Origin of the sequence: Agrococcus jejuensis (assembly GCF_900099705.1) — a bacterium.
GTDB lineage: Bacteria > Actinomycetota > Actinomycetes > Actinomycetales > Microbacteriaceae > Agrococcus > Agrococcus jejuensis.
On the sequence record NZ_LT629695.1, the window covers coordinates 1,529,635 to 1,555,961 of the forward strand.

At 73.4% G+C, this 26,327-nt stretch carries 31 protein-coding genes and 1 pseudogene; 19 read left to right on the top strand and 13 right to left on the bottom strand.

From position 1 onward, the window contains the following. Entirely contained in the window at positions 1-408 is a 408-nt protein-coding gene (locus BLQ67_RS07130) for a pyridoxamine 5'-phosphate oxidase family protein (protein ID WP_172802267.1), read from the top strand. A gap of 117 nt (positions 409-525) precedes the next feature. Here the strand turns inward: BLQ67_RS07130 and BLQ67_RS07135 are convergent, their stop codons facing one another. Beyond that, complete coding sequence (locus BLQ67_RS07135) at positions 526-2,607, bottom strand: transketolase family protein (RefSeq protein ID WP_092503729.1); 2,082 nt, start codon at positions 2,605-2,607, stop codon at positions 526-528. Between the two features lie 86 nt (positions 2,608-2,693). Between BLQ67_RS07135 and BLQ67_RS07140 the strand changes: the two genes are divergently transcribed. From BLQ67_RS07140 to BLQ67_RS07155, 4 genes are all read left to right on the top strand, one after another. Further along, positions 2,694-3,857, top strand: coding sequence for an ROK family transcriptional regulator (locus BLQ67_RS07140; RefSeq protein WP_092503731.1), 1,164 nt, complete (start codon positions 2,694-2,696; stop codon positions 3,855-3,857). Positions 3,858-4,178: 321 nt separating this feature from the next. Beyond that, entirely contained in the window at positions 4,179-4,637 is a 459-nt protein-coding gene (locus BLQ67_RS07145) for a PTS sugar transporter subunit IIA (RefSeq protein WP_092503733.1), read from the top strand. Positions 4,638-4,678: 41 nt separating this feature from the next. After that, entirely contained in the window at positions 4,679-4,954 is a 276-nt protein-coding gene (locus tag BLQ67_RS07150; protein ID WP_092503735.1) for a PTS sugar transporter subunit IIB, read from the top strand. Positions 4,955-4,993: 39 nt separating this feature from the next. Further along, entirely contained in the window at positions 4,994-6,502 is a 1,509-nt protein-coding gene (locus BLQ67_RS07155) for a PTS ascorbate transporter subunit IIC (RefSeq protein ID WP_092503737.1), read from the top strand. Positions 6,503-6,711: 209 nt separating this feature from the next. Here BLQ67_RS07155 and BLQ67_RS07160 read toward each other — a convergent pair whose 3' ends face one another. Next, on the bottom strand, positions 6,712-7,557 hold the full coding sequence (locus BLQ67_RS07160) for a helix-turn-helix transcriptional regulator (protein ID WP_092503739.1): 846 nt from the start codon (positions 7,555-7,557) through the stop codon (positions 6,712-6,714). 104 nt (positions 7,558-7,661) lie between these two features. Between BLQ67_RS07160 and BLQ67_RS07165 the strand changes: the two genes are divergently transcribed. After that, a complete protein-coding gene (locus tag BLQ67_RS07165) occupies positions 7,662-8,600 on the top strand; it encodes an SDR family oxidoreductase (RefSeq protein WP_092503741.1) in 939 nt (312 codons plus the stop codon). Between the two features lie 37 nt (positions 8,601-8,637). Here the strand turns inward: BLQ67_RS07165 and BLQ67_RS07170 are convergent, their stop codons facing one another. Beyond that, complete coding sequence (locus BLQ67_RS07170; RefSeq protein ID WP_092503743.1) at positions 8,638-8,886, bottom strand: hypothetical protein; 249 nt, start codon at positions 8,884-8,886, stop codon at positions 8,638-8,640. Positions 8,887-9,090: 204 nt separating this feature from the next. On the opposite strand from BLQ67_RS07170, the gene BLQ67_RS07175 reads away from it, so the two are divergent. From BLQ67_RS07175 to BLQ67_RS07190, 4 genes are all read left to right on the top strand, one after another. Next, entirely contained in the window at positions 9,091-9,624 is a 534-nt protein-coding gene (locus tag BLQ67_RS07175) for a YbaK/EbsC family protein (RefSeq protein WP_092503745.1), read from the top strand. A gap of 5 nt (positions 9,625-9,629) precedes the next feature. Next, positions 9,630-10,739, top strand: coding sequence for a DUF998 domain-containing protein (locus BLQ67_RS07180; RefSeq protein ID WP_092503747.1), 1,110 nt, complete (start codon positions 9,630-9,632; stop codon positions 10,737-10,739). Positions 10,740-10,912: 173 nt separating this feature from the next. Next, a complete protein-coding gene (locus BLQ67_RS07185) occupies positions 10,913-11,116 on the top strand; it encodes a DUF5302 domain-containing protein (protein WP_092503749.1) in 204 nt (67 codons plus the stop codon). Between the two features lie 43 nt (positions 11,117-11,159). Then, a complete protein-coding gene (locus BLQ67_RS07190) occupies positions 11,160-11,450 on the top strand; it encodes a hypothetical protein (protein WP_092503751.1) in 291 nt (96 codons plus the stop codon). A gap of 176 nt (positions 11,451-11,626) precedes the next feature. On the opposite strand, the gene BLQ67_RS07195 is transcribed toward BLQ67_RS07190, so the two are convergent. Next, on the bottom strand, positions 11,627-12,373 hold the full coding sequence (locus BLQ67_RS07195) for an MBL fold metallo-hydrolase (RefSeq protein ID WP_092503753.1): 747 nt from the start codon (positions 12,371-12,373) through the stop codon (positions 11,627-11,629). Between the two features lie 161 nt (positions 12,374-12,534). On the opposite strand from BLQ67_RS07195, the gene BLQ67_RS07200 reads away from it, so the two are divergent. The 5 genes from BLQ67_RS07200 to BLQ67_RS07220 are packed head-to-tail and all read left to right on the top strand — an operon-like array spanning position 12,535 to position 15,016. Next, positions 12,535-13,197 carry an NUDIX hydrolase gene (locus tag BLQ67_RS07200; RefSeq protein ID WP_092503755.1) on the top strand — a complete coding sequence of 221 codons (663 nt, stop codon included), beginning with the start codon at positions 12,535-12,537 and terminating at the stop codon, positions 13,195-13,197. Then, complete coding sequence (locus BLQ67_RS07205; protein WP_092503757.1) at positions 13,197-13,532, top strand: hypothetical protein; 336 nt, start codon at positions 13,197-13,199, stop codon at positions 13,530-13,532. The genes BLQ67_RS07200 and BLQ67_RS07205 overlap by 1 nt, the downstream gene beginning before the upstream one ends. A gap of 31 nt (positions 13,533-13,563) precedes the next feature. Further along, on the top strand, positions 13,564-13,998 hold the full coding sequence (locus BLQ67_RS07210; RefSeq protein WP_092503759.1) for a hypothetical protein: 435 nt from the start codon (positions 13,564-13,566) through the stop codon (positions 13,996-13,998). 47 nt (positions 13,999-14,045) lie between these two features. Further along, the gene (locus BLQ67_RS07215; RefSeq protein WP_092503761.1) at positions 14,046-14,402 is read left to right on the top strand and encodes a PadR family transcriptional regulator; all 357 of its coding nucleotides are present in this window, start codon (positions 14,046-14,048) and stop codon (positions 14,400-14,402) included. Beyond that, on the top strand, positions 14,399-15,016 hold the full coding sequence (locus tag BLQ67_RS07220; RefSeq protein WP_092503763.1) for an HAAS signaling domain-containing protein: 618 nt from the start codon (positions 14,399-14,401) through the stop codon (positions 15,014-15,016). Before BLQ67_RS07215 ends, BLQ67_RS07220 begins: the two co-directional genes overlap by 4 nt. Positions 15,017-15,136: 120 nt before the next feature. On the opposite strand, the gene BLQ67_RS07225 is transcribed toward BLQ67_RS07220, so the two are convergent. From BLQ67_RS07225 to BLQ67_RS16350, 8 genes are all read right to left on the bottom strand, one after another. Beyond that, positions 15,137-15,994 (bottom strand): prenyltransferase, encoded by an 858-nt coding sequence (locus BLQ67_RS07225; protein WP_092503765.1) that lies wholly within the window; start codon positions 15,992-15,994, stop codon positions 15,137-15,139. Further along, a complete protein-coding gene (locus BLQ67_RS07230) occupies positions 15,991-16,320 on the bottom strand; it encodes a lycopene cyclase domain-containing protein (RefSeq protein WP_092506827.1) in 330 nt (109 codons plus the stop codon). Before BLQ67_RS07230 ends, BLQ67_RS07225 begins: the two co-directional genes overlap by 4 nt. Next, positions 16,317-16,673, bottom strand: a complete 357-nt coding sequence (locus BLQ67_RS07235) for a lycopene cyclase domain-containing protein (RefSeq protein ID WP_231945194.1) — start codon at positions 16,671-16,673, stop codon at positions 16,317-16,319. Before BLQ67_RS07235 ends, BLQ67_RS07230 begins: the two co-directional genes overlap by 4 nt. After that, entirely contained in the window at positions 16,670-18,262 is a 1,593-nt protein-coding gene (gene crtI / locus BLQ67_RS07240; protein ID WP_092503767.1) for a phytoene desaturase family protein, read from the bottom strand. Before crtI ends, BLQ67_RS07235 begins: the two co-directional genes overlap by 4 nt. After that, positions 18,262-19,125 carry a phytoene/squalene synthase family protein gene (locus BLQ67_RS07245; protein ID WP_092503769.1) on the bottom strand — a complete coding sequence of 288 codons (864 nt, stop codon included), beginning with the start codon at positions 19,123-19,125 and terminating at the stop codon, positions 18,262-18,264. Before BLQ67_RS07245 ends, crtI begins: the two co-directional genes overlap by 1 nt. Before the next feature lie 28 nt (positions 19,126-19,153). Continuing rightward, positions 19,154-19,696: an isopentenyl-diphosphate Delta-isomerase gene (idi, locus tag BLQ67_RS07250; RefSeq protein WP_092503771.1), complete on the bottom strand. Its 543-nt coding sequence runs from the start codon at positions 19,694-19,696 to the stop codon at positions 19,154-19,156. Between the two features lie 9 nt (positions 19,697-19,705). After that, positions 19,706-21,253, bottom strand: coding sequence for an SDR family oxidoreductase (locus BLQ67_RS07255; protein WP_092503773.1), 1,548 nt, complete (start codon positions 21,251-21,253; stop codon positions 19,706-19,708). Between the two features lie 98 nt (positions 21,254-21,351). Beyond that, complete coding sequence (locus BLQ67_RS16350; protein WP_157674708.1) at positions 21,352-21,822, bottom strand: MarR family winged helix-turn-helix transcriptional regulator; 471 nt, start codon at positions 21,820-21,822, stop codon at positions 21,352-21,354. A 209-nt stretch (positions 21,823-22,031) separates the two neighbouring features. On the opposite strand from BLQ67_RS16350, the gene BLQ67_RS07265 reads away from it, so the two are divergent. The 4 genes and pseudogenes from BLQ67_RS07265 (at position 22,032) to BLQ67_RS07275 (ending at position 24,831) form a co-directional block, all read left to right on the top strand. Further along, a complete protein-coding gene (locus BLQ67_RS07265) occupies positions 22,032-22,652 on the top strand; it encodes a DinB family protein (protein ID WP_157674709.1) in 621 nt (206 codons plus the stop codon). A 28-nt stretch (positions 22,653-22,680) separates the two neighbouring features. After that, positions 22,681-22,899, top strand: coding sequence for an antitoxin (locus BLQ67_RS07270; protein WP_092503779.1), 219 nt, complete (start codon positions 22,681-22,683; stop codon positions 22,897-22,899). 484 nt (positions 22,900-23,383) lie between these two features. Further along, a pseudogene (locus BLQ67_RS16355) lies at positions 23,384-23,545 on the top strand (GyrI-like domain-containing protein); the annotation flags it as partial. A 68-nt stretch (positions 23,546-23,613) separates the two neighbouring features. Continuing rightward, on the top strand, positions 23,614-24,831 hold the full coding sequence (locus tag BLQ67_RS07275) for an MFS transporter (protein ID WP_157674710.1): 1,218 nt from the start codon (positions 23,614-23,616) through the stop codon (positions 24,829-24,831). Here the strand turns inward: BLQ67_RS07275 and BLQ67_RS07280 are convergent. Further along, positions 24,828-26,216 carry an ATP-dependent DNA helicase gene (locus tag BLQ67_RS07280; RefSeq protein ID WP_092503783.1) on the bottom strand — a complete coding sequence of 463 codons (1,389 nt, stop codon included), beginning with the start codon at positions 26,214-26,216 and terminating at the stop codon, positions 24,828-24,830. The genes BLQ67_RS07275 and BLQ67_RS07280 overlap by 4 nt on opposite strands. Positions 26,217-26,327: the final 111 nt, after the last annotated feature.

A 26,327-nucleotide genomic window follows, 5' to 3' on the forward strand; every position in this document is an offset into this window, starting at 1 on the left:
ATGGGATCCTCGCCCGACACGCAGCCCGACGCCGACGCCCTCATGCGCTTCTGGAGCGAGCGCCGCCTCTGCATGCTCGCCTCGCTCCGGCCCGACGGATCCATCCACCAGGTTCCCGTCGGTGCCACGTACGACGCTGAGGCGGGGCTGGTGCGCATCATCGCGTCGGGCACGAGCTTCAAGGCGCGAAACATCGCCGCGCATCCCGGCACGCGCGTGTCGGTCTCGCAGGTCGACGGCCGCTGGTGGACGACCGTCGAAGGGCCGGCGACGGTGTCGAGCGACCCCGAGCGCGTCGCCGAGGCCGTGCGGCGGTACGCCGAGCGCTACCGGCAGCCGCGCGAGAACCCGGCGCGCGTCGTCATCGAGATCGCCGTCGAGCGCACGATGGGCACCGTCACCGCCTGACGTCCCGACAGCCGCCCCCTGACGTTGCGAGGTGCGGTTCTCCTGTCGAGGTGGAGCTCTCCGCGCACCTCGACAGGAGAAGCGCACCTCGCAACGAGAACCGCACCTCGCAACGGGTCAGCGCGCGAGCACCTCGCGGGCCGCGGCGAGCACCGCATCCGTCGTCATGCCGCGGCGGGCCATGACCTGGTCGCCCGCGCCCGACTCGCCGAACTCGTCGATCGACACGACGCGGCCGTCGATGCCGACCCAGCGCCACCACGCGTCGCCGCGGCCGGCCTCGACCGCGACGCGGGCGCGCAGCGTCGGCGGCAGCACCGCGTCGCGGTACTCGACCGGCGCCTCCGAGAACCACTCGACGCACGGCATCGAGACCACACGAGCCTCGACGCCCTCGTCGGCCAGCACGCGCGCCGCGGCGAGCGCCAGCTGCACCTCCGAGCCCGTCGCGATCAGTGCGACGTCGGCACCCGAGCCGTGCTGCCGCGCGACGTATCCACCATGCGCGACCGACTCGTCCAACCCCGAACGCGCAGCCAGCGTCGGCAGCCCCTGCCGCGACAGCACGAGCGCCGTCGGGCCCGACGGAGCAGACAGGATGCGCCGCCAGGCCGCAAGCACCTCGGCGCCGTCGGCCGGGCGCACGACGTCGAGCCCGGGGATCGTGCGCAGCGCCGCGACCTGCTCGACCGGCTGGTGCGTGGGGCCGTCCTCGCCGACCGCGACCGAGTCGTGCGTGTAGACGTGGATCGCGGGCAGGCCCATGAGCGCCTGCAGGCGCAGCGCCGGCCGCTGGTAGTCGCTGAACGCGAGGTACGTGGATGCGTACGGTCGCCACAGCCCGTGCAGCGCGATGCCCGAGAGGATCGCGGCCATCGCGTGCTCGCGGATGCCGAAGTGCACGAAGTCGCCGCCGGGGTTCGAGCGCGACATGGCCGCGCCGGGCACGGCGACGCTCGTCGAGCCCGAGAGGTCGGCCGAGCCGCCGAAGAGGCCGCCCCACTGCTGCAGCGCCTGCAGCACCTTCCCGTTCGTCGCGCGGGTCGCGACCGACGCGCCCTCCTCGGGCGCCTCGACGGCGTCGAGCTCGGCGAGTCCCGCCTCCATCGCGAGCGCGCCCGCGAATCCACCATCGGTGTGCCAGCCGGCGACGCCCGAGCAGCGGCGCATCATCACGCGGCCGTCGGCCGACTCCATCCACGCGGCGTACGCGTCGCGCCACTCGGCGTGCAGGCGGGCGCCGCGCTCGAGCGCGCGCCGCGTGACCGTGAGCACCTCGGGCGTCACGAGGTCGTCGAGGGATGCGTCGGCCGCGATGCCGAGCGCCGTCTTGACCGCGGCGACCTCGGCGTCGCCGAAGCCGCCGGAGTGCGCGGCGGGCGTGCCGCCGATGCCCTGCGAGGGCCAGCCGATCGTCGATCGCACGGCGACGAGCGTGGGCTGCCCGGTGCGCTCGCGAGCGGCCGTCAGCACGCGCTCGATCTCGGCGAGGTCGCGGAAGTCCTCGATCTCGAGCACGCGCCAGCCGTAGGCGGCGTAGCGGGCGCGCACGTCCTCGTCGAACGCGACGTCGGTGCCGCCGTCGATCGTGATGCGGTTGTCGTCCCAGATCAGCACGAGGTTCTCGAGGCCGAGGGTGCCCGCGAGGCTCGACGCCTCGCCCGACACGCCCTCCTGCAGGCAGCCGTCGCCCGCGAGCACGAACACGGTCGGGTCGAAGACGCCCGTGCCGGCGCCGTGCAGCGCCTCGTCGCGCTGCGCGGCGAGCGCGATGCCCACGGCGGAGGCGACGCCCTGGCCCAGCGGACCCGTCGACATCTCGACGCCTGCCGTGTGGCCGAGCTCGGGGTGGCCGGGCGTGCGGGCGTCGAGCTGGCGGGATGCGGCGACGTCGGCGAGCGTCAGGTCGTAGCCCGTGAGGTGCAGCTGCGTGTAGAGCAGCAGGCTCGCGTGACCCGCGCTGAGCACGAAGCGGTCGCGGCCCTCCCACGTGGGGTCGGCGGGGTCGTGGCGCAGAATGCGCTGGAACAGCACGTGCGCGAGCGGCGCCATCGCCATCGCGGTGCCGGCGTGGCCGTGGCCCTTGGCCTGCACGACGTGCGCGGGGATGGCGACGGCAGCCGCGACCGCTCGGCGCTCGGCCTCGTGGCGGGCTCCCAGCACGGAGTCGGGCAGGATCGTGGTGACGTCGTCGGCCATGTCCGCTACTTTGGCATAGAAGTAGTCGAAAGTCGACGCGGCATCCGCCCTCGAAGGGCACGCAGCGACGCAGAGAGGAGTCCCGCATGGCCAAGCACCTGTCCACGGGCTCCGGCGTCGTGCTCGACCTCATCCGCTCGGGCGAGGCCACGACCCGCAGCGAGCTCGTCGACCGCCTCGGATGGTCGCGCGTCACCATCGGGCGTCGCCTCGACGAGCTGCTCGAGCCCGGCATCGTCGTGCGATCCGGCCAGCAGGACTCGCGCGGCGGCCGACCCGCCGAGGAGTTCGCGGTCAACGCCGACTCCGGCGTGCTGCTGGCGATGGACATCGGCTCGAGCCACACCAAGGTCGGCGTCACCGACCTCGTCTCGACCGTGCTCAGCGAGGACGAGGCCGACATCGGCCTCTTCGACGGCCCCGACGACATCTTCGACTGGGCCATGCAGGTCTTCGAGCACCTGCTCGCCGCCCTCGGCCGCTCGACCGCCGACGTGCGCGGCATCGGCATCGGCGTGCCCGGCCCCGTCGACTCGCGCACCGGCATCCTCGGCTCGCCGCAGCTCGACCCGCGCTGGGACGACGTCGACATCTCGCGCTACCTCGACTCGCTCATGCCCGACGTCGTCGTGGCCGTCGACCGCGACGTCAACATCCTCGCCGTCGGCGAGTCGCGCCTCGCCTGGCAGGAGTACCGCGACCTCGTGGTCGTGAAGGCCGGCATCGGCGTGGGCTGCGCGTTCGTGCAGGACGGCGACATCCTGCGCGGCTCGCGCGGCGGCGCCGGCCAGCTCTCCGCCCCGATGCGCGACCGGCTCAGCGAGCCGCTGCGCCGCCTCGAGACCGTCGCCTCCGGCGGCACCGTGCGCGACGAGCTCACGCGCGGCGGCGCGCGCATCCGCACCTCCGCCGACATCGTGGCGCTCGTGGATGCGGGCGACGAGGATGCCATCGCCGCGCTCGAGGAGATCGGCGAGATCATCGGCTACGCGATCGCCGACGTCGTGGGGCTGCTGAACCCGTCGGCAGTCGTGATCGGCGGCAACCTCGCGGAGGCGGGCGAGCGGTTCATCGGCTCGATCCGCCGCGCGATCTTCGGCGCGAGCCACGTGTTCTCGCGGCAGGGGCTCGTCGTGGAGCGGTCGAGGCTGGGGTCGAAGGCGGGTGTGCGCGGCGCGTCGCTGCTGGCGCAGGACGCCCTCTTCGACGCCGACCGCATCAGCCGCATCACGCGGCGGCGCGCGGGCTGAGGGCAGCCGGAGGGCTCCTTTCGAGGCTCGCTTCGCTCGCACCTCAAGGATCGGTCCTGGTTGCTGACGCCGTCCACGCGGCGTCGCCAACCACCGCTCCCTGAGGTGCGAGCCGCTAGGCGAGCCTCGAAGGGTCCCCCACGCTGACGTCAGCCGAAGGGATCCCTTCGAGGCTCACTTCGTGAGCACCTCGAGGATCGGGCATCGAGGGCACTCAACACACCACGCTTTCGACCAATAGTGTGCAGAAGTCGCCGATTCCGAGTAGTGTCAGCCACGCCCGCGAGGCGATGACCATTCCTCGACGACGAAGGAGCACACGTGGACCTGGCCGAGCAGCTGCCCGAGACGGCGATCGCGACCCACGTCGCCGCCGACGACTGGCGCGCAGCCATCCGAGCGGCAGGCGAGCGACTCGTCGCGACGGGCGTCACGACCGACGCCTACACCGACGAGATGATCGCCGCCGTCGAGGAGCACGGCCCGTACATCGTCATCGCCCCCGGCTTCGCGCTCGCGCACTCGCGGCCGAGCCCCGCGGTGCAGCGCACCGGCATCTCGTGGGTCACGCTCGCCGAGCCCGTCGCATTCGGCTCGAAGGCCAACGACCCCGTGCGCCTCGTCGTGGGCCTCGCCGCCACCGACCACGACGGCCACCTCGAGATCATGGCCGCGCTCGCCGGCATCCTCGCCGACGACGACGCCTTCCAGGCGCTGCTCGCCGCCGACTCCCCCACCGCCGTCCGCGAGCGCCTCGCCGCGCTCGCCCCGGCCGCCTGACGCATCCCCACATCCAACCGATCGAAGAAGAGAGGCACCCCATGAAGATCGTCGCAGTCTGCGGCATGGGCATCGGCACCTCGGTGCTGCTCAAGATGAACGCAGAGAAGGCGCTTCGCGCACTGGGCGTCGACGACGCCGACGTCGAGGCAGCCGACATCGGCACCGCCCGCGGCGCCGCCCGCACGGCCGACGTCGTGCTCACGTCCGACGAGCTCGCTCCCGAGATCGGCGACGTCCCCGCGACCGTCATCGTGATCGACAACTTCACGAGCGTCGCCGAGATCACCGAGAAGCTCACGCCGCACGTCGGCTGAGCGCCAGGTCCCTAGAACACACAGCAGAAGGGAGCCGCGATGGAGTGGCTCGTCGTCATCCTCGACTTCATCGGGCAGCAGATCCTCAACGTGCCCGCGTACCTCATCGGCATCATCACCGCCGTCGGCCTCATCGCGCTGCGTCGCAACGCCGGCCAGGTCATCGGCGGCGGCCTCAAGGCGGCCCTCGGCTTCCTGATCCTCGGCGCCGGCGCCAACGTCGTCGTCGCATCCCTCGGCCCGCTCGGCGAGCTCATCCTCGCCGTCACGGGTGCGCAGGGCGTCATCCCGACGAACGAGGTCATCACGGCCATCGCGTCCGAGCAGTACGGCGCGACGAGCGCCTACGTGCTCGTGCTCGGCTTCCTCGTGATGCTCGTGCTCGCGCGCTTCACGCCGCTCAGCTACATCTTCCTCACGGGCCACCACATGGTGTTCATGGCCCTCATGCTCACGGTCGTGCTGACCGTCGGCTTCGGCGAGGACCTCGGCTGGCTCGTCGTGCTCGTGGGCGCGGTGCTGCTCGGCGTGATCATGGTCGTCATGCCGGCGTTCGCGCAGCCGTGGATGAAGAAGATCACCGGCGACGACTCGCTGGCGATCGGCCACTTCGGCACGCTCGGCTACATCGCCGCCGGCGCCGCGGGCCAGGCGACGGGTCGCCGCAGCCGCTCGACGGAGGAGATCAAGTTCCCGCAGGGTCTGAAGTTCCTGCGCGACTCGATGATCGCCACCGCCCTCTCGATGGTGCTCATCTACGAGGTGTTCGCGATCTGGGGCCTCATCGCCATCCCCGAGCAGGCCATGGAGCTGTTCGGCTCGGCCGACCCGGGCGCGTTCATCATGGCCGCGTTCGCGCAGGCGCTGCAGTTCGGCGTCGGCGTCGCCGTGATCCTCTACGGCGTGCGCACGGTGCTCGGCGAGCTCGTGCCTGCCTTCCAGGGCATCGCCGAGAAGGTCGTGCCGGGTGCCAAGCCGGCCCTCGACATCCCGATCGTGTTCCCGTTCGGCGCCAACGCCGTGCTCATCGGCTTCCTCGCATCGTTCGCGGGTGGCCTCGTGACGCTCGGCATCATCGCCGTGTGGCTCAACCCGGCGCTGGGCCTCGCGCTCATCCTGCCCGGCATGGTGCCGCACTTCTTCACCGGTGGTGGCGCTGGCGTCTTCGGCAACTCGACCGGTGGTCGCGTCGGCGCAGCGGTCGGTGGCTTCGTGAACGGCGTGATCATCACGATCCTGCCCGCGGTGCTGCTGCTCGTGCTCGGCGAGTTCGGCTTCTCGAACTCGACGTTCGGCGACGCCGACTTCGGCTGGTTCGGCACGCTCATCGGCGTCTCGCTCATGGGCGGCACGACGCTCGGCGTCATCCTCTGCATCGTCATCGCGGTGGTGCTCGTGGTGGCGGCGTCGATCTTCCAGAGGAAGGTCGTCGACGGCGGATGGGTGCCTGGTGCGAAGCGCGACGCGCTGCTCGCGGCGCAGGCGGCCGAGGCGAAGGCTGCTGCCGACGCCGAGAAGGCTGCCAAGGCGGAGTCGGCCTCGGCCTGACGCACGCTGCTGTCCTGACGGGCGCGCGCTCCTCCGGGGGTGCGCGCCCGTTCGGCGTTGGGGGGCGGATGCGGCGGGCCGATCGTTGCGAGGTGCGCTTGCTGCACTGAGGTGCGGTTGCAACAGCACCTGAGTGCAGCAGCCGCACCTCGCAACGGTGGGACGTGCACGAAGCGCACCTCGGTGCAGCAACCGCACCTCGCAACCGCTCAGCCCGCGGCACCCGCATCCGCCAGCACCTGCAGCAGCGCGAGGCGCTCGTGGCTCGGCGTGCCGGGGATCGCCGTGTAGACGAGCAGCGTGTGGGATGCGGCCGGGTCGACGAGCTGCTGGCACGCGAGCTCGAGGTCGCCGACCTCGGGATGCACGAAGCGCTTCACCTCGCGCGGGCGCACGCCCACCTCGTGCCGCTCCCACACCTCGCGGAACTCCTCCGACCGCTCGAGCAGCATCGCCGCGTACGCCGCCGCCCGCGAGCCGGGACCGCGGCGGGCGGTGAGCTCGCGCAGCCCCGACGCGTACATGCGGGAGTAGAAGGCGTGGTCGTCGGCCGGGTGCAGGTCGCGAGCGCCGGGCGTCAGGAACCAGCGGTACCCGATCGACCGCTCGGGCCCGCGCAGCGCCGTGAGGTCGCCGAGCAGCGCCACGGCCATGCGGGTCTGCCGCAGCGTCTCGCCCAGCTCGGAGACGATCTCGGCCGGGGTGTCGTCGAGCCGGTCGAGCACCCGCAGCAGCCCGGGCGCCACGTGCTCGCCGTCGACGCCGCCCGCGGGTGGCTCGTGGCCCGCGAGGCGGAAGAGGTGGTCGCGCTCGATGCGCGACAGGTGCAGGCCCTGCGCGATCGACGCGAGCATCTGCGGCGACGGCTGCGGCCCCACCTCGCGCTCGAGGCGCGCGACGTAGTCGACGCTCATGTGGGCGAGGGCGGCGACCTCCTCGCGGCGCAGGCCCTCGGTGCGACGCCGCTGCCCGCGCGGCAGGCCCACGTCCTCGGGCTGCAGCGCGGCGCGGCGCGTGCGGAGGAAGTCGGCGAGGCCCGCGCGGTCGAGGTCCATGCGTCGATCCTCGCGGAACCGGCCCGCCGCATCCACGGATCGGCGATCCCTGGATGCGCTCGCGGCGCCGGGCGAGGCTGGTCGCGACGACGAGGAGTCCACCCATGCCACGCACCATCGACGTGACCGTCCCCGACCTCAGCGGCCGCCGTGCCCTCGTGACGGGAGGCAGCGACGGCATGGGCCTGCGGCTCGCCGAGCGCCTCGCCCGCGCGGGCGCCGACGTGCTGCTGCCGGTGCGCAACCCCGCGAAGGGCGAGGCGGCCGTCGCCCGCATCCGCGCCGCGGTGCCGGATGCGCGACTCACGTTGCACGCGCTCGACCTGTCGTCGCTCGACTCGGTCGCGGCGCTCGGCGAGACCCTGCAGCAGCAGGGCGAGCCCATCCACATGCTCGTCGGCAACGCCGGCGTCATGACGCCCCCCGAGCGGCAGACGACGGCCGACGGCCTCGAGCTGCAGCTCGGCACGAACCACGTCGGCCACGTCGCGCTGGTCGCGCACCTGCTGCCACTGCTGCGCGCCGGCCGCGCCCGCGTCGTGTCGCAGCTGAGCGTCGCGGCGGCTCGCGGCGGGATGCGGTGGCACGACCCGCAGTTCGCGCAGGGCTACGACGGCATGGCCGCGTACCGGCAGTCGAAGATCGCGTTCGGGCTGTTCGGGCTCGAGCTCGCGCGCCGGTCCGACGCGGGCGGATGGGGCCTCACGAGCGTGCTGTCGCATCCGGGCGTCGCGCCCACGAGCCTGCTCGCCGCCCGGCCCGAGGTGGGGCGCGCAGAGGACACGCGGGAGGTGCGGCTCATCCGCTGGATGTCGGCGCGCGGCCTGATCGTGGGCACACCCGAGACGGCGATGCTGCCCGCGCTCGTCGCCGCGACCTTCCCGGACGTCGAGGCCGGCCAGCTGTGGAGCCCCCGCGGCCCCGGACGCCTCGGCGGAGCCCCCGCGCTGCAGCCGCTCTACCGGCCGCTGCGGTCGGAGGCGGATGCGGCCCGCGCGTGGGACCTGTCGCAGGAGCTCGCAGGGGTGCGCTTCCCGGCCTGAGGCCTCGGGCTCGGCCGACCGGCCGAGCCCGAGCGCCCTACTCCTCCTTCTTCAGCGCGAGGCCGATGAGGAAGAACGTGGGTGCCCAGTGACCGGTGAAGATGCCCCACCGGTCGGACTGCGCACGCGAGTCGTCAGGCTTGCCGCGTGAGATGACCCACGTGGTGAACGACAGGCCCACCGACGCGAAGCCGGCGATGTAGGCGTGCGAGCTGCGCACGCCGAGCCCGTGGATGAGGGCGATCGGGTCGAAGCCCGCTGCTCGTTCGATGGTGGCCTTGGCCATGGTGTCCTCCTCGACGCCGAGGATCGGTCGGTGGCTCGAGGCTCGAGCGACCGCGTCCGGTGGCGTGGCCCCCAACCGTCCTCGCCTCGCCGTCCGCGTGATGCCCCGTGGCTTCCGTCGCGTGCGAGGGCTACGCTGCCCTGCACCTCGGGGCGCGTCCGCCGGCGGTCCGATGGGCGCGGGCGCCGCGGCTAGGCTCGCCGCATGAGCCCGAGCGCCCGCGGCACCCTCGACTGGCGGCCCGCCGCCGACCACCCCGAGCTGCTCGCCCCGGCGGTCGCGGCCGCCATCCACCTCGTGCCCGAGGCGCTCGTCGCCGAGATCGACGCGTCGCTCGCCGACACCGCCGCGTTCTGCGAGGCGTACGACGTGGCGCTCGAGGCGAGCGCGAACTGCGTCATCGTCGCCGGACGCCGCGGCGACGAGACCCGCACCGCCGCCGTCATGGTGCTCGCGACGCACCGCGCCGACGTCAACGGCGTCGTGCGCAAGCGCCTCGACGCGCGCAAGGCGTCGTTCGCGCCCATGGACGACGCCGTGCGCGACACCGGCATGGAGTTCGGCGGCATCACGCCCGTCGGCCTGCCGGGTTGGCCGATCCTCGTCGACGACGCCGTCGCCGAGGCGGGCGACGTCGTGATCGGCGCAGGCATCCGCGGCGCGAAGCTGCTCGTGCCGGCCGCCGCGCTGCTGCGCCTGCCGCTCGCCGAGCGGCTCGAGCTCGCCAGGCCCGCCTGATCCGCGTGGACGTGCTCCGCCCCGTCGAGCGGCTGCTCGCGACCGCCGACCTCGGCGCGCGCTCGCGGCGCGAGCTCGAGGCCGTCGCCGCTGCGCTCGTCGGCGGCCTCGTCGCCTTCGTCGTGGGGCTCGTCGCGCTCGCCGTCATGGACGGCGCCACGCATCCGCTCGCAGGATCCCGCTCGGTCGGCACCGTCGCCGCCGCTCTCGCCGCCGTCGCCGCGGGGGCGTCGTTCGTCGGCGCGTACCTGCGGTCGACCGATCCGCGCCACGCGGCGACGACGCAGCGCCTCGGCGGATTCGTGCGCGTCGTCGCTGGCGGCTCGCTCACCGTCGTCGCGATGGGCTTCGCCTACATCGCCGTACTGACGATCGCGCTCGTCTTCCAGGAGGGGTTCGCGGGCCTCGAGCTCGACGCGTTCGGCGGCGCGATCGCCGTCGCGATCGCCTCCGGTGCCGCCGCGTATCTCGCGCATCCGCTCGGCGAGGAGATCGACACGCGCGTGCTCGGCGCGCTCGTGCCCGCCTTCCTCGTGGTGGGCGTGCTGTTCTCGATGCTCACGGCCTCCGACTCGTCGTGGTGGGAGGTGCACTTCTCGGAGCTCGGCGCCGGAGGCGGCATCTCCGGGCTCGCGTTCAACGGCACGCTCGTGATCTCGGGCCTCCTCGTGGCGACGATGGCCGCGTACCTGACGCACGACCTCGAGCGTGCCGTGCCCGAGGGCGGCCGCACCGTATGGGTGGGACGGCTGCTCGCCGCGATCGGCGTGCTCATGATGCTCACGGGCATCGTGCGCGTCGACATCGCCGAGTGGCTGCACATCGGCCTCGCGGCCGGCATGGTGCTCGTGTTCCTCGTGCTGTGCGCGGCGCTGCCGTGGCTCGCACCCGGCCTGCCGCGCGGCGTGCATGCCATCTCGACGCTCATGGTCGCCGGCACGATCTTCGCGCTGCTGCTGTGGGTGCCGATCGGGTACTACAACTTCACGGGCTTCGAGTTCGCCGCGTGCGGGCTCATCTTCGTCTGGCTGACGACGTTCCTGCGCTCGATCGCCGCCGTCACCGACGATCGCGACGCGGATTCGGCGCGTTCCGACCCTTCGCCGCACGCCTGACCATCCCTACCCCTCTGCGTATTGCAGGCGATCTGGGGTAGCGGAGGGGTATCTTCCCTCCGCACCCCCGGATCGCCTGCGAAACGCATCGATCGGCCACTTCTTGCGGCGACCCGTCCGCCGCATCCGCAACCCGGTGGCGGCGGATGCGCGCGCAGTGCCAGGGTGGGGTCATGACCGACGCCGAGATCGAGACCCCGCCCGACACCCCCGAGGGCAGCGAGACGCCCGAGGAGGCGCAGCGTCGCAAGTTCCGCGAGGCACTCGCGAAGAAGAACCAGCAGCACCACGGCCAGGGTCAGGCCGCCGGCCCGATCCAGGCGGCGCACAGCGCCCCCGCGGTGCAGAAGCGCGTGCACCGCAGGAAGTCCGGCTGACACGACCGCCGTCCAGGCGGCCGACCGATCGAGAGGAGCGACGATGAGCGACACCACGCCGCACGACGAGCCCGACGAGGTCGAGGCCCTCACCGGCCAGACGGAGTCCGACGAGAGCGCCGGGCCCGACGCCCAGCGCGACGCCGCCGAGCCTGCGCAGCAGGACGGCGGGGTCGATGCCGACCGCGAGGTCGACCTCGGCTCCGGCGCGCCGGAGGAGTCGGCCGCCGACCCCGGCGTCGACGACACCGACGTCACGGGGCAGGACGTCGACGACGCCGGCACCGGCACGGGCGACACCACCGACGACCCCGAGCTCGACTCGCCGGACTGATCCGGCCCGAGCAGCACGACGCCCCATCCGCCTCGGCGGGTGGGGCGTCGTCGTGCGCGAGCGAAGGTCGTCACGCCTCGACTCGGCCGCCGCGATGCGCACCGAGCGAGGCCACAGGTGGAGTGCGTCCGCCTGATCGCGCTCTCGGCGCGTCCGCGCGGACGCGCCGGCCGGGGTCAGCCCCGCAGGTACGCCAGCTGTGCCGCGACCGACGCCTCGACGGCCGAGCGCACCGACGACGGCACGTCGGCGTAGACGTGGTCGGCCACCGCCTCGACCGACGCATCCTGCCCCAGTCGCGCGAGCGCCTCGCGCACCTCGGCGAGGCGCTGCATGCGGTGCGTGCGGTACGCGCGCACGACGCCGGCGAGCGACGGCAGTTCGTCGCCGTGACCGGGCAGCACGCGGGCGTCCCCGAACGTCTCGAGCCTGTCGAGCGTCGCGAGGTAGTCGTCGACCGAGCCGTCGGGCTGCGCGATCACGGTCGTGCCGCGGCCGAGGATCGTGTCGCCCGTCACCATCGCGCCGTGCTCGCCGTGGTGCTCGATCCACAGCGCGATCGAGTCGGCGGTGTGGCCCGGCGCCGCGATGACGCGGATCGGTGCCTCGATCACGTCGAGCACCTCGTCGTCCATGAGCGGATCGGCGCCGACGCACCAGTCCTCGTCGAACCCCCGCAGCGGCACGCCGACGCGCTCGGCGACCTCGATCGCCGCATCCGTGTGGTCGTGGTGGTGATGCGTCACGACCACCAGCCGCACCGGCAGGCTCGCGAGCGTGGCGATGTGGGCGGCGTTGCGCGGGCCGGGGTCGACCACGACGACGCCGCGCATGTCGCCGACGATCCACGTGTTCGTGCCGTCGAGCGTCATGGGCCCCGGATTGGGGGCGAGGATGCGGCGGATGCCGACGTTGGCGACCATGAGCCCACGCTATCCCCGCGATCATGCGGCACGCGTGCGGGGGCAGTGGGTCGGCGATGGGTGCGACGGGCACGGGGTGACGCTCAGCGGCTCGCCGAGGGGAATGCGCCCTCGAGCGACCGCTCAGCGTCACATCCGGCCGGCGCGGGTAGCGTGACGGCATGGTCGACGCAGCCCTCCCCGCCGCCGCGACGGTCGTGCTGCTGCGCGACGCCGACGACCCCGTGGTGCCCGGCGTCGAGGCGCTGCTGCTGCGTCGCCCGGACCGCGGCTCGTTCGCGGGCGCGTGGGTGTTCCCCGGCGGCCGGGTCGACGAGTCGGATGCGGGTGCCGACGAGGATGCGCGCGCCGTGTCGGCCGCGATCCGCGAGACGCGGGAGGAGACGGGCCTCGAGCTCGCGGCCGACGACGTCGCCGCGCTGTCGCACTGGACGCCGCCCGAGGAGACGAGCAGGCGCTTCCGCACGTGGTTCTTCATCGCGCGCGCCCCGCAGGCCGAGGTCGTGCCGAACCCCGGCGAGATCGAGGAGCACCGGTGGCTGCGCCCGCAGGACGCGCTCGACGCGCACGCCGAGGGCGACCTGCTGCTGTTCCCGCCGACGTGGGTCACGCTGCACGCGCTCGTGGGCGCCGCATCCGTCGACGACGCGATCGCGGCGGCGCGTGCGGCCGACGTCGACCGCTTCGTCACGCACCACGACCCCGCGGCCAAGCGGTTCCTGTGGCACGGCGACGAGGCGTACGACGGGGCCGACGAGACGCCCGCGGGCCCGCGCCACCGCCTGCTCACGGCCGAGCAGCCGTGGCGGTACGAGCGCCGCTGATGGATCGCACGTCGGCGGGGCTGCTCGCCGGGTGGGCGCTCGTGCTGGCGAGCCCGGTGCTGGGCCTGGGCAACCTGTACGTGCAGTGGCAGTCGTGCCGCCTCGACTGGCAGCTGTCGAACGCGCCGGCGGATGCGGGCTCGTGGTCGAACGAGCCACGGACGCTGAGCCTCGGCTGCGACACGACCTACGGCCTGCTCGACGGCTCGACGCTCGTGCTGCCGGCGCCCATCGACTGGTCGCTGACGCTCGCGAGCGCCTTCGCCGCCGGGATCGCCCTCATCCTCGTGTGCGTCCGCGCGCGACGCGAGCCGGTCGGTCCGGTGCCCGTCTGAGTCGTCCAGCCACCACCCGTAGCCTCGCCGCATGGGACGACGGATGCGCAGGCTCGGCCTCGTGGCGACGACCGCGCTCGCCGCGACCGTCACCGCTGCATGCGCGCCGCTGCCGGTCGCGTGCCCCGCGGTCGGATACTTCTCGACGCTGTCCGTGACGCTCGCCGAGCCTCGCGACGACGTCGCGCTCGAGCTGTGCCTGTCGGCGGGCTGCGCGCCCGCGCCGCTCGACGAGCTCGCGAGCGACGAGGCCATCGCTGACGGCCTGTTCGGCGAGGCGAGCGGCGACGGCCTCGAGGGTTGGACGATCTCGATCATGAGCGGCGGCACCGACGCCGTCGGCTACCGCCTCCTCGACGTGGCCGGCACCGTGCTCGCCGAGGGCGAGGTCGAGCCCGAGTGGGTGCGCGTCGGCGGCTCCGAGCAGTGCGGCGGGCCGACGGAGGCGGAGATCGTGCTCGGCTGATCGTCGGGCCCTCGACGTATCGTGCGTCGCAAGGTATCGTGGATCGCATGACAGCCGACGTGGGTGCGCAGCTGCGCAAGGGCGTCGTCGAGTCGTGCGTGCTCGGCCTGCTCGCCCGCGAGCCCATGTACGGCTGGCAGCTGTCCGAGCACCTCACGCGCGCGGGCCTCATCGCGAGCATCGGCACGCTCTACCCCGTGCTCGGCCGCCTGCGCGACCGCGGCCTCGTCGCCGCGTTCGAGCGAGCCACGGGCACGGGCCCCGTGCGCAAGTACTACCGCCTGACACCCACGGGCACCGCCGAGCTCGCACGCTTCCAGGATGCGTGGGGCCCGTTTACCGCCGCCGTCGGCGCCATGCTGGCCGACGCATCCGACGCATCACCGCACGGAGGAGACGCATGACCGCCACCGACCCCGTCGCCGACTATCTCGCACGCCTCGACGACGCCCTGCGCGACGTGCCGTTCGGCACCGCGCGCGAGATCCGCGCGGGCATCGCGGAGGAGCTCGGCTCGCTCCACCCCGCTGCGGCGCGAGCACGCATCGCCGAGCTGGGCGATCCGGCGTCGATCGCCGCGGAGGCCGCCGACGGCTCGGTCTCGACGCTTCCTGCGACGGCCGCGCCGACCGGCTACGGCCGCGGCCCGGGCTACGTCGCCGTCACTGCCCTGCTCATCGGCCTCGGCGGATTCCTGCTGCCGGTGCTCGGCTGGATCGCCGGCATCGTCGCGCTGTGGACCGGCCGCGTGTGGACGACCTTCGAGCGATGGATCGCGACGCTCGCGCCGGTCGTCGCATCGGTGCTCGTCGTCGGCATCTGGTGGGCCGTGCAGTCGGCCGCGAGCGCGCAGCCGACGCCGCCGGGCGACGGCTTCCACGCGCCCGAGTCGAGCCCGAGCCCGGTGGTGCCCGGCAGCATCGGCGCCTGGTGGACCGTGTGGCTCGGCACGAGCGTCGGTGGCGTCGTGATCGGCATCTGGCTCGCGGTGATCGGGATGCGGCGGGTGCGGCGGTAGAGCCTCGGTGGGCTCCCTTCGAGGCTCGCTCCGCTCGCACCTCACGGAGCGGTCAGAGGAGAGCACTCGGTTCGAGATGGTGCGCGGTCTGAGGTGGACCGGAGGCACCGGCCGACGTCCTCAGCGCGTGAACGCGTAGAGGATGCAGAGCATCGTCACGACGAAGCCGCACGCGTAGTTGATGCCGAGGAACCAGCGCCAGCCGCCGTTCGCGCGACCCGAGTCGGCATCCGACACCGAGCGATACGGCCACGCGGCGATGACGTACGGCACCGCGAGCACGGCGGCGAGGATGCCCGGCCAGCCGGTGAGCAGCATGAGCAGGCCCGCGCCGATCCACATGCCGATGGCGAGCCTCGTCGTGCGCGCCGCGCCCAGCACCGTCGCGATCGAGGCGATGTCGGCCTCGCGGTCGGGCACGACGTCCTGCACGGCGCCGAACGCGTGGCTCGCCATGCCCCACAGGAAGAAGGCGGCGAGCAGCGCGACGAGCTGCGGCGTCCATTCGGCACCGGCGAGCACGAGGCCGTAGACGGCGGGCGACACGAAGTGCGTCGACGACGTCATCGAGTCGGCGAACGGCCGCTCCTTCGTGCGCAGCGGCGGCGCCGAGTACGCGACGACGGCGACGAGGCTCACGGCGAGCACGATCCACGACGGCCACGACCCCAGCACGACGAGCGCGACGACGAACGGGGCGCACACGAGTGCGGATGCGATGAGCGTCGGCCGGTGCAGCTCGGGCGCGAGCAGCGCACCCTCGACGCCGCCCTTGCGCGGGTTGCGCAGGTCGGAGGGGTAGTCGAAGACGTCGTTGATGCCGTACATCGCGAGGTTGTACGGCACGAGGAAGAAGATCGTGCCGACCACGAGCGCCACGTCGATGCGGCCCGTCACCAGCACGTACGCCGCCGCGAACGGGAACGCCGTGTTGATCCACGACAGCGGCCTCGACGAGGCGATGAGCCTGCCGATCATGCGTCGACCTCCGGCTCGGCGCGAGCATCCGCCCGCGGCCGCGCCGGCACGAGCGACCACACGGCCACGCCGACGAGCAGCGCCACAGCCGGGTAGGCGAGGTCCTCGATGGGCGCGAGCCACAGGCGGATGCCCGTCGTGCCCGGGCCGTACGAGAACAGGTCGGCGGCGATCATGAGCGAGTCGAACACGATCGTGAGCACCGACAGCGCCGCGAACGCGAGCAGCATCGCCTGCACGGCGCGCGGCGCGAGGCGGCGGCGGGCGACGAGCAGCAGCGCGAGGGATGCGGCGCCGAAGATCGCGATGAGCAGCAGGTAGGTCACGAGGCCGCCTCCGCTCGCGATGCCCGCGACCGACGCGACGCGAGCACGCGCAGCGCCGCACGCCACAGCACGATCGCGATGTACGACAGGAACACGAGGAACACGGGCTCCTCGATCGGCATGTGCGGCCCGAGCTCGATGCCCGTCATGCCCGCGCTCTCGCCGATGCGGAAGAGGTCGACCGAGATCGCCACGAGATCCCACACGAGCAGCAGCGCCGTGGATGCCGCGACGGCGACGAGCGTGCGCCGCGGGTCGTGCCACAGCGCGAGGCGCCACCGGCGGTCGATGATGCCCATGCCGAGCATCGAGCACAGCAGCGCGCCGAGGTAGGCGAACGAGAGCAGCGTCACGCGCCGACCTCGTCGACGGGCGCGACCGCATCCACCGGCGGCTCGGGCAGCGGCCCCACCGACCGGTCGCCGCGCACGTGCTTGAGCACGAGCTCGGCCGAGATGAGGCACATCGGCATGCCGATGCCCGGCACGGTCGACTGGCCGGCGGTGAGCAGGCCGTCGACGCCGCGGTACGCGGTCGTGCCTCGCAGGAAGGCCGACTGCCGCAGCGTGTGCGCGGGGCCGAGGGCCGTGCCGCGCCAGGCGTCGAACCAGTCGGCGAAGTCGGCGGGCCCGATCGTGCGGCGCACGCGGATGCGATCGGCCAGGTCGGTCGCGCCCGTCCACTGCGCGATCTGCGCGATGGCGTCGTCGGCGATGCGCTCGACCGCGGCATCCCCCGCACCGTCGATGCCGCCGTGGCCGATGGATGCGTCGGCCGGCAGCGGCACGAGCACGAAGAGGTTCTCGTGTCCCTCGGGCGCGACGGTCGCGTCGGTGCGGCTCGGCGCGCAGACGTAGATGTTCGCGTCGCCGCCCGGCCACGGCACGGTGCCGTCGAGCGCGCGGAACCCCTCGCGCCAGTCGCCCGTGAACATGAGGGAGTGGTGGGCGAGCTCGGGCACGCGACCCTCGACGCCCAGCAGCACGAGCACGGCGCTCGGGCCGGGCGTCGCCTTCGCCCATCGGCGCTCCCCGCGTGCGTGGAACCGCTCGGGCAGCAGCCGCGTCTCGACGGCGTGCAGGTCGGAGGCGGCCACGACGACGTCGGCGTCGAGCGACTCGGTGCCCGCGCCGCGGTCGACCTCGACGCCCACGGCGCGCCCGTCGACGACGCGGATCGTCGAGACGCGCGCGCCCGTCTCGATCGCGACGCCGTGCGCGGCGGCGAGGCGCGCGAACGCCTCGACGATCGTGCCGAAGCCGCCGACCGGGTAGCCCACGCCGTCGACGAGGTCGAAGTGGCTCATGAGGTGGTACATGCTCGGCGCCGCATACGGATTCGTGCCGAGGAAGACGGCCGGGTAGCCGAGGATCTGGCGGAGCCGCTCGTCGGTCACCGTGCGGTCGATGCGGCGCGAGAGCGGCTCGAGCAGCAGCCGTGCGAGCGTGCCCGCCTCCCGCACCACGCCGGTGCCGCGCAGGGATGCCGGCGACTCGAACCGGTTGTAGAGCAGGCCGTCGACCGCGAGGGACGCCACGTGCTCTGCGGAGTCGAGGTACGACCCGAGCGCGGCACCCGCGCCGGGCTCGATGCCCTCGAACACGGCCTCCGAGTGCGCGCGATCCGACCGCAGCTCCACGGGCTCGCCGCCCGCATGCCAGACGCGGTATGCGGGGTCGAGCCGCACGACGTCGAGCTCGCGCTCCATCGTCGTGCCGAGCATGCGGAACGCGTGCTCGAACACCGAGCCCATGAGCAGCCACGACGGGCCCATGTCGAACGTGAAGCCCTCCGACCGCCACGTGCCCATGCGTCCGCCGACCTCGTCGCGCTGCTCGAGCAGCGTGACGTCGTGCCCGTCGCGTGCGAGCAGCGCCGCAGAGTGCAGCCCGGCGATGCCGCCGCCGATGACGACGATGCGCGTGCGGGAGTGCGCCCCCATCACCGCACCGCCGCAGCAGCGAGGATGCGCAGCTTCTCGGGCCCCGGCACGCGCACGCGCTCGCGCCGCAGCCGCCCGGCCGGCGTCGCGCGCAGGCGGCGCGACAGCGCCGCGAAGAGCCCGTGCGCGGCACCCACGGCGCGGCGCGCATCCCGCGGCAGCAACGGCAACGTGGCCTCGGCGATGGCGAGGTCGGCGTCGATGCGGTCGAGCACGAGGTGCTTCGCCTCCTCGGTCGGATGCGCGGGGTCGAGCTGCGGCAGGTAGCGGCGGCCGAGGCCGTCGGCGTCGGCCGCGAGGTCGCGCACGAAGTTCACGCGCTGGAACGCGGACCCGAGCGCGCGAGCGCCCGCATCCAGCCGCTCCCGCTCGGCGGGCGAGGGCGGTGCGTCGGCGAGGAACGCCGCGAGGCACATGAGCCCCACGACCTCGGCCGAGCCGTAGACGTACTCGTCGAGCTCGGCCTCGTCGGTGAGGTCGACGGGGTCGAGGTCGCGGCGCATCGACGCGAAGAACGGTCGCGTGAGCTCGGGGCCGAAGGATGCGACGGCCGCGGCGTCCTGGAAGGCGTGCACGAGCATGTTCGTCGAGAAGCGCCGCGTGAGCGACGCCTCGACCTCCTGCTCGAGCGCGTCGAGCATGCGCCGCCGCTCGTCCACCGGCACGCCCGCGGCGTGCGCCGGCCCGTCGACGACCTCGTCGGCCAGCCGCACGACGCCGTAGATCGCGCCGATCTGCCACCGCACCCGCGGCGTCAGCAGCCGCGACGCGAGCCCGAACGACGTCGAGTAGTCGCGGATGACGAGCGCCGCCGAACGGCGGGCGGTGCGGGCGTAGAGCTCGAGGCCCGTCTCCTCGGCCATCAGCCGACCTCGACGGGCGGCGCGAGCCTCACGCGGGCTCCGGCGCGAGGTCGCGGTCGAGCTCCTGCAGCTGCCACGCGAGCCACGGCGAGAACGCGAACGGCGCACCGGCGACGGCGGCGCGCAGCGCAGCGGGCGCGACCCACGCGACCTCCTCGACCTCCGCCGGGTTCGGCGCGGGCTCCGACAGCGCGACCGCCTCGAACACCGGGCACACCTCGTGCTCGACGATGCCGCCCGCATCCACGGCGCGGTAGCGGAAGTCCGGCAGGATCGGCGTGAGCGGCCCGAGCTCGAGCCCCAGCTCGTCGCGCGCACGACGGCGCACGGCCTCCTCCATGTCCTCGCCGGGGGCGGGATGCCCGCAGAACGCGTTCGTCCACACGCCCGGCCACGTCTTCTTCGACAGGGCACGACGCGACACGAGCACGTCGCCCGCCGCGTTCAGCACGTGGCACGAGAACGCCAGGTGGAGGGGCGTGTCGGTGGTGTGCACCGTGGCCTTCGGGTGGCTGCCGATGGGCGTGCCGTCGTCGTCGACCAGCACCACGAGCTCGACCGGTTCCTCCATCCCGCAACGCTACCGCGCGTCGCCTGCGGCGAGCTGCTCCGCCTCGGCCGTGATCCGCTCCGCCATGCCCTGGAAGATGAAGTGGTGGAAGGGGATGAGGGCGGCCCAGTAGAGCCGTCCCGAGAGGCCCTTGGGGAAGAAGACCGCGCGCTGCCGATAGCGGCTGCCGTCGCCGTGCGGCTCGACCGACAGCTCGAGCCAGGCGCGACCGGGCACGCGCATCTCGGCGCGCAGCCGCAGCGAGCGGCCGCGCTGCAGGTCCTCGACGCGCCACCAGTCCACCTGCTCGCCCACGCGGATGCTCTTCCGGTCGCGACGCCCGGCGAGGCCGACGCCGCCCGAGAGGCGATCCATCCACCCGCGCGCGGCCCACAGCACCGGCATCGAGTACCAGCCGTTCTCGCCGCCGATGCCCTCGATCATCTGCCACACGGCCTCGGGCGGCGCCGACGAGTCGCGCTCCCGCGAGTCGGTGAGCACGAGCGTGCCCGCCCAGTCCGGGTCCGACGGCAGCGGATCCGACGGCGGCGCGGCATCGCCCGACGCATCCCGCCACGACGTCTCGACCTCGGTGCTCCGCTCGCGCTTCAACGCGAGGGCGACGGCGCGGCGATACGACACGAGCCCCGCCTCGGGCCGCGGGATGACGTCGTCGATGCGGTGGTCGCGCATGACGCAGTCGTGCACGAGCGAGCCGATGAGCGGCATCGCGATCGACCGCGGCACGGGCGTCACGAGGTTGACCCAGTGGGAGGCGAGCCACGGCGTGAGCACGGGCAGCGGCGCGATGGGGCGCTGCGGCAGGCCGGCCTCGACGGCGTAGCCGTTCATCATCTGGCCGTAGCGCAGCACGTCGGGGCCGCCGACGTCGTACGCGCCGTGCACGTCGTCGGGCAGCGTCGCCGACTCGGCGAGGTAGTGCAGCACGTCGCGCACGGCGATCGGCTGCACGAAGTTGCGCACCCACCGCGGCGCAGGCATGTACGGCAGCACCTCGGTGAGGTGGCGGATCATCTCGAACGACGCCGACCCCGAGCCGATGACGATGCCCGCCTGCAGCACGATCGTCGGCACGCCGGACTCGAGCAGGATCTCGCCGACGGCGACGCGCGAGCGCAGATGCTGCGACAGCTCGCCGTCGGGATGCAGCCCGCCGAGGTAGACGATGCGCCGCACGCCCGCATCCTTCGCCGCCTCGGCGACGTTGCGAGCCTCCTGCGCCTCCTCCTGCTCGAAGTCGCCGCCCGCCGACATCGAGTGCACGAGGTGGTAGACGACGTCGATGTCCTGCATCGCCGCGCGCACCGAGGCCGCGTCGGCGAGGTCGCCCTGCACGACGTCGACGTCGGCCGCCCACGGCACGCCGTCGAGCCGCGACGGGGTGCGGGCGAGCACGCGCACGACGTGGCCGCGCGCCACGAGCCGCGGCGCGAGCCTGCCGCCGACATAGCCCGTCGCCCCGAGCACGAGGATGCGGCGCGGATCGTCGGTGGGCGTCGCCTGCGGCTCGGCGGGCAGGTCGGCGGCGTCGGCGGGCTTGGCGGCGTGCTTCGGCATGCTGCGACGCTACGGGCGCGCGACGTGCGGCGGACCGGGCGCGGGTGGGGGTGGACAAGCGCGCGGATGCGGTGCATGCGCGCTCGCCGTGCGCGGGGTCAGCGCGGCTCCGCCCGGTCGACGAGCTCGCGCAGATGGTCGAGGAAGTCGCGCACCGCGATCGCCTGCTCGTCGGTGAGGTGCGCCACGGCGATGCGGATCTCGTCGGTGAGCGCGTCATCGCCCTCGATGTGGTCGTTGCGGTTCATGGGCGACAGCACCTTCGAGCGCCCGTCGCGCGGATGCTGCCGCGTCGCCACGATGCCGTCGTCGACGAGCTTGGCGATGAGCTCGCTCGCCGTCGACTGCGAGATGCCGAGATGCTCGGCGAGCTCGCTGGGCGTCGCGGGGTCGCCGGCGTCGTCGCGCTCGAAGATCCAGCGGGTCGCCGCCCGCTCGCGCGACGTGGGTGCGCGGCCCTGCCTGCGGCGGTCGAGGCGGGCCTCGGCGAGGCGCAGCTCCTCGAGCGCCCACGAGACGCCGTGCTCGTCGGTGTCCTCGCGGGCCTGCTGCATCGTGTCGTCGGTCATCCCGCCATCGTGCGTGGAGCCCGCGGATGCGCGCGAGGGGTTGCGCGCGACGGCGCCGACGGTCGTGCCCATCTGGTCGAGATGCTTCGGCCGCCGAAGCATCCCTCCGTGCACTCGATAGCGTCCATGCGCCCGCATGCAGCGATCCACGACGAGGCCGCGCCGTCCATCTGCTTCGCGAGGCGAAGCATCCACGGACGGACCATCGCTTGCCCCACCCACCCCTGCCGCCGCACGCCGACGAGACCGAGCCCGCATCGCAGCTCGCGCCGCGCGCGACCGCCGACGCCGTCGACGCCGCCATCGCCCGCCTCGCGATCACGCTCGAGCGCGCCGACGACCTCGATGGCGACTCGCGCGTGCTCGGCGCATCGCGACGCTCGGTGCTCACGAGCCTCGTCGGCCACCTCGACCGCACCACCGCGGCGCTCCACGCCCACCGCTCGCGCGACGGGCGCGCACCCGCCGACCCGCGCGACGCTCGCGCGATCGCGACCGGCGGCCCGCTCGCGCTGGGCACCGCGCTCGGCACCCGGCGAGGACGTCTCGCCGAAGCCCTCGAGCACGCGCTCGAGCACGCGTGCCCCGACGACGAGGCCGACCTCGTCGACGAGCTCGACGCCCTGCTCGCCCGCGTCGAGCTCGCGCACGTCGCCCTCGACCACGGCTACGACCTCGCCGACCTGCCACCCGCATCCGTCGCCGCGTGCGCCCGCGTCTCCGCCGCGTTCGCCAGGCTGCAGTCGACCCTGCCGCCCGATCCGCGCATCCGCCCTACCGCTCGCCGCCGACCGGGCATAGCCTCTCCTCGAGGCCGCCGTTCGCAGTGAGCCGCGGCACCGACCGAAGGAGTCACCGATGGGTGCGCTGGACGACCTCGCCAAGAAGGCGCAGGGCTTCGTGGAGGAGAACAAGGACCAGATCCAGGCCGCGCTGAAGAGCGAGCAGGCCGAGGACGTCAGCGACAAGGTGCTCGACGCCGTCGCCGACAAGATCGACGACGTCACGGGCGGCAAGCACAGCGACGCGATCAAGAACGCGCGCGACACCGCCGACAAGCACGTCGGCACCGAGTGAGCCGACTCGCCTGAGGGCGATGGATGCGGGAGGCCGCGGCGCCGGGCGTCGCGGCCTTCTGCGTGCGAGAGGACTGCTCCTCAGCCCTCGAGGAGACCCACCCCAGCTGGTCGAGGAGGCCCCGAGCGCAGCGAGGAGCCGTCACGAGACCCTCGGTTCCTGCGGGGCGTCGGGATGCGGTCCTCTCGCGCGCGGAGCGCGCTGAAGGACGCCGTGATGACGCCGCATCGCGGTCTCCTTGCGATCGCGACGGCGACCTTCGAGGGCATTCGGTGCACGAGATGACGCTGAGAAGGGGTAGGAGTGCGTATTGCAGATGAACCCCCTCTCAGAGACACTTCGTGCACGCCGATGACCGAGTCCACCGCGCCCCTCGACCTCACGCGCGAGGTCGACGCCTACCGTGCCCGCGCTGGCCGGCTGCGCGTCGTAACGGTGCCGCCGCTGCTCGGCCTCGCGATCGACGGGCAGGGCGACCCGAACCGACGACGAGGCCGCCGTGCTCGCCCGCATGCACGACGTCGCGATCCCCGAGGGCGGCTACCGCATGACGGGCCGCCACCACGAGATCTACCTCTCCGACGCTCGCCGCACGCCGCCCGAGCGGCGCCGCACCATCCTGCGCCAGCCGATCGCACCCGTCTGAGGGGATGCGCCCACCCGGGCACTCGCAGAGCCTCCGAACGTGCAGTGGATGCACGGTTGGATGGGCGGGTGCCCACTCCCCGCTTCGCCATCGGCGACCGCCGCCTGCCGCGCGGCGTGACCTTCGTCGTCGCGACCGCGTCGCTGCTGCTGGTCTTCGCCGCCGCGGGCACGCCCATCCCGCACTTCAACGACTACCTCGCCGGCGGGCTCGGCCAGTCGGGCATCGCCGCCGCCGCGGTCGTCTATCTCGCGGCCGCCGCGCTGGCGCTGCTCGTGCTCGGCCGCCTCTCCGACCACGTCGGCCGCCGCCCCATCGCGCTCGCCGCCATGGCGCTGTCGATCGTCGGCACCCTCACGCTCACGACCGTCGACGCCGAGCCACAGCTGCTCGTCGGCCGCATCCTGCAGGGCCTCGGCTGCGGCCTCGCCACCGGCAGCCTCGGCGCGCTCGTCGTCGACACCGCACCCGAGCGGCCCGCGTGGCTGCCGGCGCTCATCACCGGCACCGTGCCCATGCTGGGCGTGCCGCTCGGCGCCCTCGCGTCGGGCGCGCTCGTCGACCTCGCGCCGTGGCGCGACGTGCTCGGCTACGTGCTCGCCGCCGCGCTGCTCGTCGCGTGCGCCGTGCTCGTGCTGCTCGGCCGCGAGACCCGCTCGCGCGTGCCCGGCGCCACGCGATCGCTCGTGCCGCAGCCGGTGATCCCGAAGGGATCCGGGATGCTCGTGCTCGCCGTGGGCGCCGCGTACGGCGCGACGTGGTGCATCGGCTCGTTCTACCAGGCGTTCGGACCGCAGGTGGCGCAGGAGAGCCTCGGATCCGGCTCGGCCGTCGTCGCCGCAGCGGTGTTCGCGAGCGCGATCGTGCCGGGCGTGCTCGGCGGACCGTTCGCGGGCCGAGGTCGCCCGCAGACCCCGCTCGTGATCGGCATCCTCGTGTTCGTCGTCGCCATCGCGGGCGTCGTCGCGGGCGTGCGCCTCGGCTCGGTGCCGGTCTACTTCACGGCGGCGGCGATCGCGGGCCTGTCGGGCGGCGTCATCGCCACGGCGGGCAACCGCCTGCTGCTGCCCACCGCCCGACCCGAGCAGCGCGCGGGCCTGCTGTCGACGATCTTCCTCATCTGCTACGCCTCGGCCGCCGTCCCCGGCCTCGCCGCGAGCGCGATCGCGGAGACGTTCGCGCTCGACGACATCGCCGTGGGCTACGGCCTGCTCGTCGCCCTCACCGGGGCGCTGTCGCTCGGCACGCTCGCGCTGCTCGCGCGGCGCGCGCCCGCATCCGACTAGCCGGCCTTCGCCTCGCCGGCCTTGGCCTTCGCCTTCGTGCGCCGCTTGGCGGGCGCCTTCGCAGGCGCCTTGGCGGGAGCGGCAGCCGCGGAAGCAGCGGCCTCGCGCGCCTCCTGCGCCTTCGTGCGCACCTCCGAGATGTACTCGCGCACGCGCTGGTCGACGATGATGTCGGCCGGGCGCAACGGCCGCGACAGGTACAGCCCATCGAGGCTCGTGAGCCGCGAGAGCGCCACGTAGGTCTGGCCGGGGCTGAAGGCGCGCGAGCCGAGGTCGATGATCGCCTGGTCGAACGTCGACCCCTGCGACTTGTGGATCGTCACGGCCCACGCGAGCCGCAGCGGGAACTGCGTGAACTCGGCGACGACGTCGCGGCTCAGCTCCTTCGTCGCCTGGGAGTACCGGTAGCGGTACCGCTCCCACACGGCCGGCTCGACCTCGTGGTCCTCGCCGTCGATCTCGACCCAGATCGTCGCGCCGATGTCGACGACGCGGCCGATGGATCCGTTGACCCAGCGCTGCTGGGAGTCGTTGCGCAGGAACATGACCTGCGCGCCCTCCTTGAGCTCGAGGACCTCGTCGGCGGGCAGCGCCCGCGGGCCGAAGTCGCCCGACACCTCGGCGACGGCCTTCTTCACCGACCCCGTGAGGCGTGCGAGCTCGCGCGCGTTCGTGCGCTGCACCATGTCGTTGCGGGTCGCGAGCGTGAGGATGTCGTCCTCGGGGGGCGTCCGCGCACCGGCCTCGTTGAGCAGCTGCGCGATGTCGGCGGTCACGGTGCCGTGACGCACGGCGTTGAGCGCGACCTTGAAGTCGAGGTCGGCCTGGCGGTGGATCTCGACGAGCTCGACGGTGTCGAGGTCCGCCTCGAGCCACACGCGTGCGTCGAAGAACCACATCGACCGGTAGTGGTCGGCGACGTACGCGCGCTCGTCGGCATCGCCCGGCACCGGCGCCAGCTGGTACGGGTCGCCGAACATGACGAGCTGCACGCCGCCGAACGCCTCCAGCGGCCGCTGCCGCGCCTGGCGCAGGGAGCGGTCGATCGCATCGAGCAGGTCGGCGTTCACCATCGAGACCTCGTCGATCACGAGCGTCTCGATCGAGTTGAGCAGCTTGCGCGTCTCCTGCGTCTGGTCGATCGCGGCGTCGCCGATGAGGCCGAGCGGCAGGCGGAAGAGCGAGTGGATGGTCTGCCCGCCCACGTTGAGCGCCGCGACGCCCGTGGGCGCGCAGATCGCGAGCGCCTTCGACGTCTGCCACGCGAGATGCTGCAGCAGCGTCGACTTGCCGGTGCCGGCGCGGCCCGTGATGAAGAGGTGGTCGCGCGTCAGCTCGATGCGGTCGAAGACCGCCTGCTGCTCCGCGGTCAGCGACACACCCATCCGTCCAGGGTACGCGCGGCCGCTCGCGCGCCCGGGCAGCGGCTCGCCCCTGTGGAGCACCGCCGCGGTCGGCGCTCTGGGAGGGATGCGGGGGCTTGTCCCGCGGGCACG

Bases quoted from the DNA above. Each gene is read 5' to 3' on its own strand.
- BLQ67_RS07185 (WP_092503749.1), top strand. From the start codon at position 10,913: ATGACCGACGCCGAGATCGAGACCCCGCCCGACACCCCCGAGGGCAGC.
- BLQ67_RS07170 (WP_092503743.1), bottom strand. From the start codon at position 8,886: ATGGCCAAGGCCACCATCGAACGAGCAGCGGGCTTCGACCCGATCGCC.
- BLQ67_RS07150 (WP_092503735.1), top strand. From the start codon at position 4,679: ATGAAGATCGTCGCAGTCTGCGGCATGGGCATCGGCACCTCGGTGCTG.
- BLQ67_RS07220 (WP_092503763.1), top strand. From the start codon at position 14,399: ATGACCGCCACCGACCCCGTCGCCGACTATCTCGCACGCCTCGACGAC.
- BLQ67_RS07225 (WP_092503765.1), bottom strand. From the start codon at position 15,994: ATGATCGGCAGGCTCATCGCCTCGTCGAGGCCGCTGTCGTGGATCAAC.
- BLQ67_RS16350 (WP_157674708.1), bottom strand. From the start codon at position 21,822: ATGACCGACGACACGATGCAGCAGGCCCGCGAGGACACCGACGAGCAC.
- BLQ67_RS07255 (WP_092503773.1), bottom strand. From the start codon at position 21,253: ATGCCGAAGCACGCCGCCAAGCCCGCCGACGCCGCCGACCTGCCCGCC.
- BLQ67_RS07195 (WP_092503753.1), bottom strand. From the start codon at position 12,373: ATGGTCGCCAACGTCGGCATCCGCCGCATCCTCGCCCCCAATCCGGGG.
- BLQ67_RS07140 (WP_092503731.1), top strand. From the start codon at position 2,694: ATGGCCAAGCACCTGTCCACGGGCTCCGGCGTCGTGCTCGACCTCATC.
- crtI (WP_092503767.1), bottom strand. From the start codon at position 18,262: ATGGGGGCGCACTCCCGCACGCGCATCGTCGTCATCGGCGGCGGCATC.
- BLQ67_RS07190 (WP_092503751.1), top strand. From the start codon at position 11,160: ATGAGCGACACCACGCCGCACGACGAGCCCGACGAGGTCGAGGCCCTC.
- BLQ67_RS07155 (WP_092503737.1), top strand. From the start codon at position 4,994: ATGGAGTGGCTCGTCGTCATCCTCGACTTCATCGGGCAGCAGATCCTC.
- BLQ67_RS07200 (WP_092503755.1), top strand. From the start codon at position 12,535: ATGGTCGACGCAGCCCTCCCCGCCGCCGCGACGGTCGTGCTGCTGCGC.
- idi (WP_092503771.1), bottom strand. From the start codon at position 19,696: ATGGAGGAACCGGTCGAGCTCGTGGTGCTGGTCGACGACGACGGCACG.
- BLQ67_RS07175 (WP_092503745.1), top strand. From the start codon at position 9,091: ATGAGCCCGAGCGCCCGCGGCACCCTCGACTGGCGGCCCGCCGCCGAC.
- BLQ67_RS07210 (WP_092503759.1), top strand. From the start codon at position 13,564: ATGGGACGACGGATGCGCAGGCTCGGCCTCGTGGCGACGACCGCGCTC.
- BLQ67_RS07245 (WP_092503769.1), bottom strand. From the start codon at position 19,125: ATGGCCGAGGAGACGGGCCTCGAGCTCTACGCCCGCACCGCCCGCCGT.
- BLQ67_RS07280 (WP_092503783.1), bottom strand. From the start codon at position 26,216: ATGGGTGTGTCGCTGACCGCGGAGCAGCAGGCGGTCTTCGACCGCATC.
- BLQ67_RS07215 (WP_092503761.1), top strand. From the start codon at position 14,046: ATGACAGCCGACGTGGGTGCGCAGCTGCGCAAGGGCGTCGTCGAGTCG.
- BLQ67_RS07165 (WP_092503741.1), top strand. From the start codon at position 7,662: ATGCCACGCACCATCGACGTGACCGTCCCCGACCTCAGCGGCCGCCGT.
- BLQ67_RS07130 (WP_172802267.1), top strand. From the start codon at position 1: ATGGGATCCTCGCCCGACACGCAGCCCGACGCCGACGCCCTCATGCGC.
- BLQ67_RS07135 (WP_092503729.1), bottom strand. From the start codon at position 2,607: ATGGCCGACGACGTCACCACGATCCTGCCCGACTCCGTGCTGGGAGCC.
- BLQ67_RS07270 (WP_092503779.1), top strand. From the start codon at position 22,681: ATGGGTGCGCTGGACGACCTCGCCAAGAAGGCGCAGGGCTTCGTGGAG.
- BLQ67_RS07160 (WP_092503739.1), bottom strand. From the start codon at position 7,557: ATGGACCTCGACCGCGCGGGCCTCGCCGACTTCCTCCGCACGCGCCGC.
- BLQ67_RS07205 (WP_092503757.1), top strand. From the start codon at position 13,197: ATGGATCGCACGTCGGCGGGGCTGCTCGCCGGGTGGGCGCTCGTGCTG.